Below are 15215 nucleotides of genomic sequence, written 5' to 3'. Positions count from 1 at the left end.
CGCTGGCCATCGACATGCCAGGTTGCAGGCATTCCTGGACGATCTGAGCTTTAAAGGGCTTGGGGTAAGAAGTTCTCTGGCGCATGGCAATCCCGATGATAAGGGCGATGGTGTCCACATATTTTTTAAGTGGAGAACATCGTCCTTATTGCAGGGATCGGGTAGGTGACTTCGCCGGACGGTTACGTCACAGCTGGCGGCGACAGATTTAATTCGCAAGAGCTTGCTCTTGCCGTGCGGATTTTGGCGCTTGCGACAGTTTTGCGTTTTATCACCTCATGGCTGTAGGTCCCGAAAAATGGTGCTTGGTTGCGACAGCTTTAATTCTCAGATTTCAAACGCGGATGGTTTTAGAGGATTAAAACTGTCGCAAAAGAGTTAAAGCTGTCGCAGGTGCCGGGTAGATCATCATTCCGGCTCCTGCGCGACCCTTAGGATTCGCCTTGCAAGCTCTTGCTTGCTCTAAGGCGGCAAAGGGCAGAAAGTTTAGATGATTAAAATGAGAGTATATGAATAGGGCTAACACAGCAGTCAAAGACTCTGTTGTGGCCCTTCAGAGGATGGCTTTATGCCGGCCGTCACAGAATTGGCCAAAGCCGATGAAAATTTTGTGAGCCAGGCGTGGTTTTTTCGAAAGTGGCATTTATGTAAAGCCACCGGCTAAAACTGACCCGCCTTACCGAAGTAAGGCTGAACTCACCCGCAATATTCGAGTTCTGTCTCTCTTGGCGTCACTGACACTGATAGATCAGGTGCGTGTATTGGACGCCAGAACGGTTTTCTGGTCGAAGCACGGTGCTGGCCATTCAGGTAGCGATAAGTGCTACCTGCTGAGGTATCCACGTACTCAGCTCTTTGCGCTCATGCTTTGTTATTGGGTCTGATAAACCGACGCAGTCAGTGGCTGACGAGCTTGCGGCAGCCTTATCAGTCAGCTGCCAGGCAATGGATCATAGGCAAGAGATTTTTTGCGGTTATAGAGGGTCGCAGCCACGATCATGACGAGAAGGATACCCAGCAATACCGCTGAAGAGCCGACCGTTCCAAAGTCCAGACCTCCTTTTGAGTATGGCTTGGTCAGCACATCGCCGAGCGTCGCACCAAAGGGACGTGTCAATACAAAAGCGATCCAGAACAAAGCAACCGAAGAGAGTCTTGTTGTGTAATGCAGGAGTGCAACGATAGCGATTGCACTGCCCACCAGGAGCGCTCCGCCCATAAAGCCCAGCCCTGAATCATCAGCGAGGAAGTCGCCAAGGGCCGTACCAAGCGTGTTGGAAAACAGAATGGCAAACCAGTAGAAAAGCTCCCCTTTGAGCGAGCTGATACGGTTGACCGACAATGATTTTTCGCTCCAGTACCACACTGAAAAAATGGCCAACAGCACTGCGATCAAAATCGCCGAACCCGTTGCGTAACCAAGGCCCAGCGTACGATCCATGAAGTCGGAAATAGTCGTCCCCGCCGTGCTGGTAGACAGGATGACGATCCAGTAAAGGGCAGGGTGGTAGCGCTTACTCGCAAGCTGCGTGAACAGAGTGACGACAAAAACGCTTATAAGAATTAATGAGCTTATGGCGTAACCGACATCCAGTGTCATGGACAGCAAGTCGCCAGCCGTTTCACCAAGGGTAGTAGCGCAAATTTTCATTATCCAAAACGCGAGTGTGATTTGGGGCAGTTTATTCATGTCTAAACCCTGGAAGACTCACTGATGGTGCAGGCTGAAAGTAGGGGCCTGCTGAGGCTTATGATTACGGTAGGCACGTTTGATATTTGTGCGATAAAGATGAAAAAAAGGTTAGTGGCCCCATGAAACCGGACAACCACTTGGACGAGACTGCTCGTTTACTCTGGAAAGAAATACTTATGCTTGCCTCGATACGGACACGGCTCACGGCGAGCGCCAGTTTCCCAGCATGGGTTCGGTCTGCAGATTGATGTCCATGGGGCGTCAGTCGTAAAAATGTTTTGGGCTTACTGTGGTTTTTACCCATTACGCAGCCGCTCGTGAAGAAGCGATCAAAGCGCGAACACACGCGTATCATCCCGACCAGAATCTTTCACGGAAGCGTTAAATGGCTATCAGGGTGATGGTGGTGGGTGGCTACGGAAACTTCGGTAGCATCGTTTGCAGGCACTTGGCAGGAGCGCCGGGTGTTGAGCTGGTTGTAACGGGGCGTAGCGCGGAGAAGTTGCTGCGCACGGTCGAAGCGTTGCAACGCGACTCCGGTGTGCTCTGCCAGAGTTGGTGTGGCGATGCCATGAGCGCCGAGTTTGCAGCGGTTGTGCGGACGATGGATGTCCAGCTCGTTGTGCATACGGCCGGTCCGTTTCAAGGTCAGTCCTATGCTGTTGCAGAAAGCTGCATCAACGCTGGTGTGAACTACTGCGACTTGTCCGACTGCCGAACCTTCGTCAATGGCATTCATGTGCTCGATGCGCAGGCGAAGCAGGCGGGTGTGGCGATTCTGAGTGGCTGCAGCTCAGTGCCGACGCTTTCTTCGGCCATTATTGACCACTACCGGCATCGCTTCACGCGTATCGACTCCATCGAACATGGCATTTCCTCATCGGCCAAAATGCCGGGACTGTCCACTGTTGAGGGTGTGCTTGCCTACGCTGGCAAACCGATCAGGCAATTGAAAAATGGCCAGGTGCATGAAGTTCTGGGTTGGCAGGATCTGACGCTGCGCAAAATGCCGCACCTGGGCACTCGTCTGCTGGCCAACGTTGATGTGCCGGACATGGATATCTTCGCCAGCCGTTACGGCGCAAAGACATTGGTTTTCAAGGCTGGCGCCGGGCTGAAGCTCGGTGGTGTCGCCAACTACCTGCTGGCCCAGGCCATGAGAGCGGGCTGGGTGCGCGACCACAGCGTGTGGGCCGCCAGACTGCATCGGCTGGGCACGCGGTTTGAGCGTTTCGGCGATGGTCAAAGCGCAATGTATATCGATGTACAGGGTGTGGGTGCCGACGGTAAAGCGCTGTCCCTGGCCGTTCAACTGACGGCGACTGAGGAAAAAGGTCCGGAAATCCCCAGTTGCGCCGCCGTCGCGCTGACAAACAAAATGGCGTCGGGTTATTTGCCAGCACCTGGCGCTCGCCCGTGTGTTGGCGAAATTACCGTAGATGAGTACATGGCCGCCATCAATGAGCCGAAAAAGCTGAGCCTGTCCGCACGCTTCTCTGACGAGCAGTGCTGAACATGCTTTATCTTTTCCTCAAATACCTGCATGTCATCGCCGCTGTCTTTCTGTTCGGGTTTGGCATGGGTTCTTACCTTTACCTGATCGCCGCCAGTCGTTCGGGCAATCCGCAGGTGATCGCCCACGTTGCCCGAAACGTCATGCAGTTTGATACCTGGATCACTACGCCGGCCGGCTTTATCCAGATAATCAGCGGGTACTGGCTGGTCAGGCTTGCCGGGTTTCCCCTTACTACCGAATGGCTGCTGACATCGCTGGTCATCTTTCTGTGCGTGGGTTCGCTCTGGTTACCGGTGCTGGTGCTGCAGAAGCGTTTGTGGCAGATGGCGTCGAGTGCGGCGCAGAACAATGACCGCCTTGAGCCGCATTACCATCGTGTCTACAGGATATGGTTCTGGCTGGGCGTGTCTGGTTTTCTGGGGATGTTTTTGATTGTGATGATGATGGTCACCAAGATGACGCCCTGGCAGGTGTTCGAGATGAGCTAAGGCGCCTGGGTCTTGAAGCACGACCCAGTGCGCTGGCCAATTTCAATCTGCCTCGCCCAGGCTTTCGATCAGCCCGACCAGCTCTTCGTAGGCCACGGGTTTGGTGACGTGCGCGTTGAAGCCGGGTGTGGCGTTGTCTGCGCCGTAGCCGGTGAGCGCGATGCAGGGGGTCTTGGCGTATTGCGGCAGTTCTCGCAGGGCCTGTATCCACTGGTAGCCATTCATCTGTGGCATTCCAATGTCCGAGAGCACCACGTCGAACGTTGTGTCCGCAGCGGACTCGAGTGCCTCCAGCGGGTCTGAGAAGGTAACGACGCGCGCGCCTTCCATTTCCAACAGCAGCGCCATGGTTTCGAGGATCTCGGGGACGTCGTCGACCAGCAGGATCGACAAGCCCGACAGCCGCTCTTGTGCCTCTTCGTCGTCCTGCTGCGCATCGGCATCGGGCGCCGCGTGCAATGGCAGGGACATGGTGAAGGTCGAGCCTTTGTTCAAACCCTCCGAGTACACGCTGATGTTGCCGCCGTGGCTTTCGACCAATTGCTTGACCAGGGAAAGCCCGACTCCCAGCCCGCTGGGCTGTTGCCCCACAGGTCGGTGATTGGCCTGGCCAAACATTTCGAAAATACGCTGCAACTGTTCAGCGCTTATACCGGGGCCGGTGTCTTGTATCTGAAGCTGCGCCTGATCGTTTTCACGTCGGGCCTTGATACAGATAATACCGCCAGCAGGCGTGAACTTGATGGCGTTGTTCAACAGGTTCCAGATGATCTGCTCAAGGCGCGTCAGGTCAGCGTGAACGAAGATATCCCGCTCGCCGTCCTCGGCAATTTCGAGAACCACTTTCAGGTTGTGTTCGCTTTCCTGGATGAGCCGGTAGATATCCTCCAGTACGTTGGTCAGGTTAATGACGCTGCGGTGCAGTTGAAGCTTGCCGGTCTTGATGCGCGCGACGTCCATCAGGTCATCAATGATGCGTGCCTGACTGGTGACGGCGTCATGAATCACCGTGACTGCTTTCGCCGCCGCCGGAATTTCGCGAACACGTGGCAACCGCCGCAGTACGTGAGCATTGAGCTGAATAAGGTTCAACGGATGCTTCAGTTCATGGGCCATGACCGCGAAGAATTCGTCTTTCAGTTGCTCGCTGATGTGCGTGCCGGCCAACTCGCCTGATGTTTCGTCGTCCGATGTACCGCCTTGAGCGGCTATACGCATGCGCTCTTCGCCGAGGCGGAGCTCTTCCTCGACGGCGCGACGCTTGGTGATATCGATAAAGGTCAGCACGATGCCGTCAATCTGATCGGAGCTGGAACGGTAGGGCAGCAATCGTGCGATGTACCAATGGTCGTCGTCACTCGGGATTTCACGCTCAATGACGTGAAGCGTCTCGAACACGGTCATGGCGTCATCGATCATCGCGTCGTAATCAAGACGGTGCGTGATATCCATCAGCGGTCGCCCGGTGTCCACGCTCAGCATGTTGAAGATGCCGGTTGCCCGAGGCGTGAACCACTTGATGCGCAGGCTTCGGTCGACGAAGACAGTGGCGATGTCAGTCGAGGAAATCAGGTTGCTGAGGTAGTCATTGATCTGATCCGTTTCCTCTATTTTCAGCTTGAGCTCGTGATTGACGGTCAGCAGTTCTTCGTTGATCGACTGCAGCTCTTCTTTGCTGGTTTCCAACTCTTCAGTGGCGGAGCGCAGTTCCTCGTTGATGGCCTGCATTTCCTCGTTGGAGGCCTTGAGTTCTTCGTCGGATATTTCCGATTGCTCGATGGTGTCCTGGAGCTGAAGCTTGGTGCGCTGCAGTTCACGCTCAAGGTTGGCCAGCATCTGGTTTTCTGATTGGGAAACCGCGTTGGCATGCACCACCTCGGCGTCGATTTCTTCTTCGCTGAAGACAATCAGAACGCCGTCGATTTCTGCCTGGCTGTCGCTGAATGGATGGGCCGCGACGTAGATCAGGAGGTAGCGGTCATCCCGGACGACCGAAACTGGGCGAGCCTTGACCGATTGTTGAGTCTGCTGGGCCTGGAAAAGTGCGCTGCGCAGTTCAAGCCTAAGGTCGGGTGCCACCAGCGACATGAGGTTGCGCGTGACTTCGCCCGCCATGTGGTGCAGATAAATCCCGGCGCCTGCGCTGATGTGCAGGATTTCGGCATCGTTGTTAATGATGATGCTCGGTGGTGCGAATTGTTCAAGCACCCGCTGGTGGATGTCTGCAGTTGCTGATTTTCTGGGCAACTGTGCCGAAGGCATACGCGGGATGGTCACGGCTTCTGTAAAGCTGCCGCGTTGCAGCGTCAATGAACGCTGTGAAATGGTCGAGCCTGCCTTGGCCCGAAAGATCCGGTTTTTCTTGTCGATGGTACTGAACAGCTCTTCACACAGGTCGACCGACTCGGAGTTGCCCAGAAACAAATAGCCGCCGGGTCTGAGGGCGAAGTGAAACATCTGCAGAATTTCGCGCTGTATCTCGCGGTCCAGATAGATCAACAGATTGCGACAGACGATGAGGTCCATCTGCGAAAACGGCGGGTCCGACAGCAGGCTGTGTTTGGCAAACAGCACGCTTTCACGGATCTCCTTGCGGATCCGGTAACGCTGGTCTTCCTTGACGAAATACTGGCGCAGACGCATGGCGGGCACGTCGGTAACAATTGCCTGTGGATAAGCGCCGGCACGGCCTACCACGATTGCACGCTCATCAATGTCACTGGCGAAAATCTGGACATTGGTGTCCGAACAGATGGCGCCCTTGTAATCATTGAACAGCATTGCCAATGAATAGGCTTCTTCACCGGTCGAAGTGCCCGCCGACCAGATCCGGATCTCCGGAGCGTCCTGCGTCGTCGCCTTTGGCTGCGCCGTAAACAGCTGAGGGACGACGTCCCGCTCCAGTGAGTCGAACGCTTCACGGTCGCGGAAAAAATTGGTTACGCCGATCAGCATGTCGTCCAGCAGGGCTTTGGTTTCCTGAGGATGATTTGACAGGTAGTCGTAGTAGCCCGCGAGCGTGGATTGCGCGGTGACTTGCATGCGTCGCTCGATACGGCGCAAGACAGTGGCACGCTTGTAGTGCCGGAAGTCGTGACCGGTGCCTGCTCGCAACTTCACGAGGATATCGCGTACCAGTTGCTCAGCCTCTTCCGCTGATTTGCGGGTGGTGGGCTCGATGGTGTGAATTTCCGGATCACCTGCGGTGGGAAGGTGAATGTGCTGCGAGTTACGCCACACCTCCAGAATCTTTTGTGGCATCTCTACCACCGGCATCACGAAGTCGACCATTCGGGTATCGATTGCAGCCTTGGGCATGCCGTCGTACTCCGCATCACCCGGCAATTGCGCCATGGTGATCCCGCCCTGTTCCTTGATTCTCGAAAGACCCACGGCGCCGTCAGAACCGGTACCCGACAGAATCAGGCAGAAGGCGCGCTCTTTATGCACATCGGCGAGGTCACGAAAAAACAGGTCGATGGTGGCATGTCCACCGCGTCTTGGTGGCTGTTGCCGGACGCGCAGGTACCCGTCGTTCATCGAGAGGTACTGGGCAGGGGAGATTACATAGACGTGGTTTTTTTCGATGGGGATGGGCGTCTTGACCTGAATGACCGGCATTTTAGTGGCCAGCTTTACCAGTTTGTCAGCGCTGCTTCGATGGTTGGGTGACAGGTGAAAAATGATGACGAATGCCATGCCACAGTTGGCGGGCATGTTTTCGAAAAAACGCTGGACCGCCTGCATGCCGCCCGCGGAGGCGCCAATACCGACGACTGGAAAGGGAAGATTGCTGGGGAGCAAATCCTGGTTTTGAGGAACATTAGGCGAGCGTTGCGGTGTATCAGCCATCAAAAAATTCCTCAAGCGCCCTGTCCAGGTTTAGGGGCTAATGCGAAGGGTTGCAATGTCGGCGGAAAACGATGGCTTCGGGTGATGCACCTCATCGAGGTATCCGCTCATGCTCGCCAGAGGTCCCTAGTTTAGATCCTGTGTACATGAACACCAATCAAATTGTGTCATCGCTATTTCAAAAGTTTGAAACAGCTTGAATGATGGCGATGTGCGACTTAGTTGCGGTGGGAAAATAAAGGGAAAAATGAATTTAATATTATCAATGATATAAACAAGTGAGGCTGTATGAGTGACAGCCGGGTGTACAAAAAGCGCACGCCTGTACAATATTCGTACATGCTGATTGGCTAAATTATTAGTTATGCGACAGCGTGAATAGACGAATGGTACTGGAACAGCCGACGTTTATATTTCATGTTCACTACTCGAATTTTTCCGGGAGGGACCCAGGATGCCGATCTCATACGATCTTGAAGTCGTGGTCATAAAAACCGAGTTGATGGCTGCCAATCGCGACGTTCTGGAGCTGGTTCGGGCGGGCAAGGCCTTCGGGGCTGACTGGAAGGACGCCTGTGAACGTCAGCACAAGGCATTCAAAAGCTTTCGCAGAATCATCAATCAACCGTGTGTGCCTGCGGTGAGCTTCAAGTGACGAACCCGCAGGGACTGCTCCAGGTGAAACGTGTCTGGCTGCACGTCAGGTGTGGGTTCGCTTTATTGTGCGTGTCGTCTAATCAAGCATGTCTGCGCTGTTCGGTATCGTCAGCGCGGTGCTGACACTGTGAGCGAGTTCGGTGAGGCTGAAAGGCTTTGAAAGCACCTTGCCGAGCTGCATGCCTTCCGAAATACCTTCTGCCTTGGCGTAGCCGGTGATAAACAGAATTTTCAGGTCGCCGCGCTCTGCTTTCATTTGTCTGGCGAGTTCAAGACCGTTCATGGCACCCGGCAAACCAATATCGGTAATCAGCAAGTCGAGCGTGTCCAGCTTCTTGCTCTGACTAAAGGCAGAGGTGCTGTCGATGGCTTCGAACACCGTATAGCCGCGTTCTGAAAGAAGCTCTACTGCGATCTCTCTGACGCCGGATTCGTCGTCCACGACAAGTATTACCTCGCCATTACCATTGGCGTCGGGAAGCGCGTCAATGCCTGTACCAAGCGCCCGCTCGATACCTCGTTCATCGATCGGGAAGTACAGCGTCACGGTGGTGCCGATGCCGACTGTGCTGTGGATCCGGATCTGGCCGCCGGATTGCTGAGCGAAGCCGTAAATCATCGAAAGACCGAGCCCGGTGCCCTGGCCGATTTTTTTGGTGGTGAAGAACGGATCGAAGGCGCGTCGAAGAACCTCTTCGTCCATGCCCGATCCGTCATCGGTGACCGATATCAGGCTGTAAGGCCCGGGCTTGAGGTCTTTGTCGTCTGCGGTTCTCTCATCCACTTCAAGGCGTCGGGTCTGAATCGTCAGGCATCCCCCGGACGGCATGGCATCGCGAGCGTTGATCGCCAGATTGAGCAAGGCATTTTCCAGCTGGTTCAGGTCGCAATTGATGTTGCCGCTGTGAGTGAGGCTGCATTTGACGTCAATGGTCGGGCCCATCGTGCGGCCGATCATGTCTTCGAGCCCGGCAATGACCTCGTTCGGGTCGACCACTTTGGGATCAAGTGGCTGAAGCCTGGAGAACGCCAGCAGGCGGGCGGTCAGCGCCGCCGCACGTTTGACCGAGGTCAGTGCCAGCGTCTGATACTTGCTGACCTCCGCGATACGACCCGCGTCGATCCGAAGTTGCATCAGTTCAAGGCTTGCGGAAATACCGCCCAGAAGGTTATTGAAGTCATGAGCGATGCCGCCGGTGAGCTGCCCTACGGCTTCCATTTTCTGGCTCTGGCGCAGCTTGGTCTCTGCAGCTTCACGCTCACGCTGTTCGTCCTGCAGCTCGCGCGTGCGCTGCGAAATACGCTCTTCCAGATTGTCGTTCCATTCACGAAGCGCAGTCTCCAGGCGAATGCGCTCGCTGATGTCTTCAACCGTGCCATACCATTGCTTGCACAGGCCGGCATCGTCCAGATCAGGGTAGGCGCGCACCTGATACCAGTCGTAAGTGCCGCTGGTCTTGCGTAATCGCACCTGAGCGTCGAAGGGTTTCAGGCTGGCAACGGCCTTGCTCCACTGTTCAATGATGACCGGCATATCATCGGGGTGCGTCGATGCTCTCCAGCCCTGACCCATGGTCTGCTCGTGCAGCAGACCTGAAAACGCCTCCCAGCGATGATCCAGAAACGTAATGGTCCCCTTGGGGTCAGCTTTCCATGGGATCTGCGGATGCAACTCCACGGCCATGCGGTATTGGCGTTCGCTCTCGCGCAACTTGGTTTCAGTCTCTTTGAGCGCGTCAGTGATTCTGAAGCGCTCGAAGCAGCCGGCGATCAGGCTCGCGTAGCTGCGCAGGAAGTCGACGTCGGTTTCGCTGAAGGCGCGCGGGTCGCGGCTGTCGACCTCAAAGATGCCAAGCGGCGCATGGCTGCTGGGGGAATAGACGATAACGTTCACAAACGCGTTGACGCGATTTTCAATTTGAAACGGATGAAGGCGGAAACGCGTTTCCAGCGATGTACTGGACGAAATAACAGGGTGGTTCACGCTGAGCGTATGCCATTCGGGCGTGCCCTGTTTCAGCTCGACCCTGTGCTGCCCGACCAGGCCCGGCGTCCAGCCCACGCCGTTGCGCAACAGTAACTGACCTTTTTCCTGATCGAGCTGCATGAACTTCGCCAGATGCGTACCCAGCGCATCGCCCACTCCAATACAGGCCGAGTCGAGCACGGTATCCAGGTCGGGACTGATCAGCGCCAGCTCGCCAAACTCCGCAAGAGTTCTGCGCTGTCGAATCAGCGCGAGTTCTTTCTCAGACGGCTGCATTTAATTCCTCTCTGGAGCGGCATGGTCGATTCAGGATAAAAAGCTCATGTGTACTCCTGTCATTTATCTGAGTCGTTTGTCGCTGCAACAGAGCCACTGCGTGGTTACCTTCCAACTAACTATAGACGAGCCTGCCGTCTCTAGTGCAGACCGGAAGGGTAAACCATTGGTTCAGCGATTGTGGCAGTGCGCCATTCAGATACGCCGATTACGTCCCACAAATGTGTCATGACAGATACATCCAGTTGTAAACACGGCTTGTTAGCTTCAGCGCTTTATCTGAATGAAGCGAAGGGCGTTCTATGTCGTGCAATAAAACAGCTGCCAGCGCAATGGTGTCGTCATTGATACTTTCAGTGCTGGCGGTATCCGTGCAGGCGGCGGGTCGTTCAGGGGATGACCGCATCAACGGTGTCGATCTGCTTTCCGGGTTTGGTACGCTCTGGACGACAGGGGCGACCTGGGACACGGGCACGCCGACTGCTCTTGGGCAGAGCCTGCTCAAGCGTAACTTGCAGTTGGTACTGGACCGCGCCAATTCGCGAACGCTCGCTCGGGAAACGGCGGCCTATTTCGACGACCGCCGTGATCAGAGCTACAGCGCCATCAGCGGACTGGGTTCGTTGAGCAATGCGTATAAAGCGGGGTCGGGCGCGTTCACGACCATTACCCAGTTTGACGACAGCAACAAGACCATCAAGTACGACGACAAAGGTAACGGCGCAGGCAGTTCGTCGTCGGCGCTCGGCAAGGTCGTCGATCTGGTGGGCGCGGTACGCAATGACGCCTCCACGACACCGGCCAAGTCGCACTATCAGTATCCGCGGCCATGGCGTCAGACGCTGGACGGGCAGAGCCTTGAGTTTGTCGTGCAGCCTTCGCTGCGCCCCGCCAAGAGCACTACGCCCGCCAGCGATGCCGGTTTCCCGAGTGGGCACACCAACGCGGCGTACCTGTCGTCTATCGCATTGGCTTATGCCATTCCCGAGCGTTACAGCGAACTGATGCTGCGCGCCTCCGACATTGGTGACAACCGGATTGAAGCCGGCATGCATTCGCCGTTCGATGTCATGGGCGGGCGTATCACCGCCACGTATTTCGCGATCGACAACCTGTCCAATCCGGCCAACGCACAGCTGCGCGCTGACGCCCGAGCGCAGGCGCTGACGTATTTCACCGCGCAGTGCGGTGGCGACATCAACAACTGCATGGCGAGCATCGACCCGGCCACCGATCGCAATTCTCAGCACGCACAGGACAAGGCGCTGTACACCTCGCGCATGACCTATGGGTTCGACCCGGTTGGCCCGACCAATCTGGCACCGGTCGTGCCGGTCAATGCCGAGGTGTTGCTTGAGACTCGCTTCCCGTATCTGGATGCCATCCAGCGTCGCGACATTCTGGCGACTACCGAGATCTCGTCGGGCTACGCGGTTATTGATCAGTCCGGTGGTTACGGCCGCTTGAACCTTTACGCCGCGGGCGACGGTTATGCAGCGTTCAATTCGACCGTTACGGTCAACATGGACGCCAGCCAGGGCGGCTATAACGCGGTCGATGCCTGGCGCAACGACATCAGCGGCAGCGGCGGGCTGATCAAGAACGGCAGCGGTAATCTGATGCTGACGGGTAACAACAGCTATGCAGGCGGCACCGTGATCAATGGCGGCACTCTGACGGGTCACGCCAAAGCCTTCGGCAGCGGCGCGATCACCGATAACGCCACGCTGGTTGTAGATCAATCGACGGATAACACACTGGCCAACGCAATCAGTGGCAACGGTTCACTGATCAAACGCGGTGCCGGTTCGCTGAACCTGACGGGTGACAACAGCCTGTCCGGACCGACCACCGTGCAGGCCGGACGTCTGGCCGTCAACGGGCGGCTCGCCAACTCTGTCGTCAACGTGCAGCAGGGCGCGACGCTGGGTGGCAACGGTACGGTTGGCGGGATCAATGTTGCGCAGGGTGGCGTGGTTGCGCCGGGCAACTCAGTGGGGCAATTGAACGTCAATGGCAACGTCAACCTCGCCCAGGGTGCGACGTATCAGGTGGAATCGGACGCCACCGGCAACGCCGACCGTATTGTGGCGAGCGGGCGTGCAACGGTTAACAACAGTACGCTTTCGCTGGTCCAGACCGGTAACTGGACGGCCGCCAGCCGCTACTCGATCCTTTCGGCTGCGGGCGGTGTCAGCGGTGCATTTGGTACGGTGCAGTCGAACTTTGCCTTTCTTGCACCCACCCTCAATTACACCGCCACGGATGTCGGGCTGACGCTGGATCGCAATGCGCAGGCGTTTGCCGGTCTGGCAACCAGCGACAATGCGCGCGCGGTTGCTCAAGGGCTGGACAGTGCGGGTGCAGGCAACGCGCTCTGGAGGCAAGTGGTACAGGCGGATGCGTCCACGGCACAAGCCACGTTCAAGGCGCTGTCCAACGAGCTGCACGCGTCAACGCAGTCGGCGCTGATCGAGGACAGCCGTCTGGTGCGCAATGCCATGGCCGACCGCATGCAGCAATCGCAGTCAGCGCAGGCCTCGGGCAGCGCGACGCAGACCCTGGCCGGAGATGCGTCCCGCGGCGTGGTGTGGACTCAGGCATTGGGCGCCACCGGCAAGACCGACAGCACCGGTGATGTGTCCGGCCTAAAGAGCCACACCAGCGGTCTGCTGATCGGGGCGGATGTGCCGCTCGACGATACCTGGCGAGTGGGTGCGTTGGCCGGGTTCAGCAACAGCAGCTTCGATCTGCGGCAGGCATCCGGCTCGACAGACAGCGACAACTACCATCTGGGTGTCTATGGCGGGGCGAAGTGGGGCGCGTTGGGCCTGCGACTCGGCGCAGTGCGCACCTGGCATGAGCTGACAGCCAAGCGCACGCTGGACTTGCCAGGCTCATCCGAACGTCTCAAGCATGATTATCAGGCCGCGACCAATCAGGTGTTTGGCGAACTGGGGTACGCGATCGAACTGGGCAATGCGCAACTCGAACCTTTCGCGAATCTGGCCCATGTCAGGCTGGACACCGAGGGTTTCGATGAGAGCAGCAATGCGATCAGCCTCGAGAACAAGTCTCAGGACAACCACGTCACGTTCAGCACCCTGGGCGTGCGCGCTGCCACGCATTTGAGCGTGGGCAGTGTAGACGTCAAACCCAACGCTACGCTGGGCTGGCGTCGTGCATATGGTGATGTGACGCCGGAAAGCCGCGCTGCGTTCAGGGGCGGCGATACCTTTGAGTTGTCGGGCGCACCGATAGCGCGTAACGCGGCAGTAGTGGGCGCGGGCGTCGATCTGGGTCTCAGCGAAACCCTCAGCGTGGGTGTCAGTTATAACGGTCAGATGGGCAGCGACACGTCCGACCAGGCGCTTAACGCGCGGGTGACATTGGTGTTCTAATCGGCTCAGGGTCGAAGACGAATCTGCATTCGCCGCCCTGCGGAGATCAAATGATGCGCTCGTCCAGACCCTGTTCGTTTCGCTTGCCGGGCGTTCTGTCCGGCGTACTGCTGGCGCTGCTTGCAGGCTGTAGTGGCAAGCCGATTGCGCCGCCCCAGGCTGCAAGTTTGCCAGGTGAAGGCGGCGTTCCGGCGTTCTATACGTGGACCGGCGCAGTGCCGTCAGCGCCCGGGAAGATGCTGAGCAGCGAGCCGCTGACCGCTCGGCAGAGTCTCGACGAAGCCGGGCAGAACATTCGCATTCTGTACACCTCGACCGACGGGCTGGACAGCACCCGTTCGGTGGTCGTGTCCGGTGCGTTGTTCATCCCCAAGGGAAAACCACCACAAGGTGGCTGGCCGTTGATGGCCTGGGCTCACGGCACGGTCGGCAGCGCCGATGTCTGTGCGCCGTCGTTTGCCGGTCGCAGTGAACGCGACACGCGCTACCTCAATTACTGGCTCGGGCAGGGTTACGCGATTGTCGCCACTGACTATCAGGGCCTCGGCACGCCGGGCTTGCACCCTTACGGACTGACCAGCCCGCTGGCCTACGGAGTGCTCGACAGTATACGTGCGGTATCGGGCGCCCATTTTGACCTGCCATCCTGGGTGGTCGTATTCGGTCAGTCGCAAGGTGGGCGGGCAGCGTTTGCCACGGCGGTGTACGGGAAAACCTATGCGCCCGAGCTGAACATTGTCGGGGTAGTTGCCACCGGTACACCGTATGCGGTGGTCCGTGAGCACGCCGATAATGCCGAGCTGGCCAAGGCCCGCGATCTGGTGCTTCCGACTCTTGCCTACAACCTGCTGCGGCTAAGCACCGCAACGCTGCTCGATCCGTCGTTCGTCCCGGCGCAGTATCTGGATGCACCGGCCATGGCCGCGTTCGAAACCAGCCAGCGTGAATGCCTGGGCGCCATTGAACACAAGGTTTTGCAGGATGGCCTGACCTACAACAACAGTTTCAGGCAGTCGCCAAAGGCAGCGCTGGATAACGTCAACCGGGTATCGGCCTATCCGACGCTGAAGACGGACATCCCGATGTTCATTGGCACGGGCGGTCAGGATCAGGTCGTCTATGTGCCGAGCCAGATCGCTCTGGTCAACGATGCCTGCAAGGCCGGTGACCGGATCGAGTGGCATTTTTATCCACAGCTCGATCATTCCGGCACGGTCAACGGCTCGCTGGTCGACTCGACACAATTTGTCAGCAAAGCGTTTGCCGGTGAGTCGATACCGGGCAACTGCGGCCTGGCGGTGCCGATCCCAAAGGTCGGGCGCATTCGGGCGTCATGATCGTATTG

At 57.2% G+C, this 15215-nt stretch carries 8 protein-coding genes; 5 read left to right on the top strand and 3 right to left on the bottom strand.

The window, feature by feature from the left end:
- Positions 1 to 931: 931 nt before the first annotated feature.
- Positions 932 to 1690 carry a COG4705 family protein gene (locus KDX37_RS17860; protein ID WP_231654033.1) on the bottom strand — a complete coding sequence of 253 codons (759 nt, stop codon included), beginning with the start codon at positions 1688 to 1690 and terminating at the stop codon, positions 932 to 934.
- Positions 1691 to 2078: 388 nt separating this feature from the next.
- Here KDX37_RS17860 and KDX37_RS17855 point away from each other — a divergent pair, with 388 nt between their 5' ends.
- Both KDX37_RS17855 and KDX37_RS17850 read left to right on the top strand, forming a co-directional pair.
- Complete coding sequence (locus KDX37_RS17855; RefSeq protein WP_231654032.1) at positions 2079 to 3206, top strand: saccharopine dehydrogenase family protein; 1128 nt, start codon at positions 2079 to 2081, stop codon at positions 3204 to 3206.
- A 2-nt stretch (positions 3207 to 3208) separates the two neighbouring features.
- Positions 3209 to 3697 (top strand): DUF2269 family protein, encoded by a 489-nt coding sequence (locus KDX37_RS17850; protein WP_231654031.1) that lies wholly within the window; start codon positions 3209 to 3211, stop codon positions 3695 to 3697.
- A 42-nt stretch (positions 3698 to 3739) separates the two neighbouring features.
- Here the strand turns inward: KDX37_RS17850 and KDX37_RS17845 are convergent, their stop codons facing one another.
- Positions 3740 to 7549 (bottom strand): CheR family methyltransferase, encoded by a 3810-nt coding sequence (locus KDX37_RS17845; RefSeq protein ID WP_231654030.1) that lies wholly within the window; start codon positions 7547 to 7549, stop codon positions 3740 to 3742.
- A gap of 454 nt (positions 7550 to 8003) precedes the next feature.
- Here KDX37_RS17845 and KDX37_RS17840 point away from each other — a divergent pair, with 454 nt between their 5' ends.
- A complete protein-coding gene (locus KDX37_RS17840; protein ID WP_231654029.1) occupies positions 8004 to 8204 on the top strand; it encodes a hypothetical protein in 201 nt (66 codons plus the stop codon).
- Between the two features lie 78 nt (positions 8205 to 8282).
- On the opposite strand, the gene KDX37_RS17835 is transcribed toward KDX37_RS17840, so the two are convergent.
- Positions 8283 to 10469, bottom strand: a complete 2187-nt coding sequence (locus tag KDX37_RS17835) for a response regulator (protein WP_231654028.1) — start codon at positions 10467 to 10469, stop codon at positions 8283 to 8285.
- 302 nt (positions 10470 to 10771) lie between these two features.
- Here KDX37_RS17835 and KDX37_RS17830 point away from each other — a divergent pair, with 302 nt between their 5' ends.
- Both KDX37_RS17830 and KDX37_RS17825 read left to right on the top strand, forming a co-directional pair.
- Entirely contained in the window at positions 10772 to 13870 is a 3099-nt protein-coding gene (locus KDX37_RS17830; protein WP_406642633.1) for an autotransporter domain-containing protein, read from the top strand.
- 53 nt (positions 13871 to 13923) lie between these two features.
- Positions 13924 to 15207, top strand: a complete 1284-nt coding sequence (locus tag KDX37_RS17825; RefSeq protein ID WP_406642681.1) for a lipase family protein — start codon at positions 13924 to 13926, stop codon at positions 15205 to 15207.
- Positions 15208 to 15215 lie beyond the last annotated feature (8 nt).

Origin of the sequence: Pseudomonas californiensis (assembly GCF_021147775.1) — a bacterium.
Lineage (GTDB): Bacteria > Pseudomonadota > Gammaproteobacteria > Pseudomonadales > Pseudomonadaceae > Aquipseudomonas > Aquipseudomonas californiensis.
The sequence above is the reverse complement of the archived record's forward strand: the minus strand, read 5'-3'. Positions and strand labels throughout refer to the sequence as shown.

Excerpts from the sequence above, each read along its gene's own strand:
- KDX37_RS17830 (WP_406642633.1), top strand. The coding sequence starts at position 10,772 with ATGTCGTGCAATAAAACAGCTGCCAGCGCAATGGTGTCGTCATTGATA.
- KDX37_RS17835 (WP_231654028.1), bottom strand. The coding sequence starts at position 10,469 with ATGCAGCCGTCTGAGAAAGAACTCGCGCTGATTCGACAGCGCAGAACT.
- KDX37_RS17855 (WP_231654032.1), top strand. The coding sequence starts at position 2,079 with ATGGCTATCAGGGTGATGGTGGTGGGTGGCTACGGAAACTTCGGTAGC.
- KDX37_RS17850 (WP_231654031.1), top strand. The coding sequence starts at position 3,209 with ATGCTTTATCTTTTCCTCAAATACCTGCATGTCATCGCCGCTGTCTTT.
- KDX37_RS17840 (WP_231654029.1), top strand. The coding sequence starts at position 8,004 with ATGCCGATCTCATACGATCTTGAAGTCGTGGTCATAAAAACCGAGTTG.
- KDX37_RS17845 (WP_231654030.1), bottom strand. The coding sequence starts at position 7,549 with ATGGCTGATACACCGCAACGCTCGCCTAATGTTCCTCAAAACCAGGAT.
- KDX37_RS17825 (WP_406642681.1), top strand. The coding sequence starts at position 13,924 with ATGCGCTCGTCCAGACCCTGTTCGTTTCGCTTGCCGGGCGTTCTGTCC.
- KDX37_RS17860 (WP_231654033.1), bottom strand. The coding sequence starts at position 1,690 with ATGAATAAACTGCCCCAAATCACACTCGCGTTTTGGATAATGAAAATT.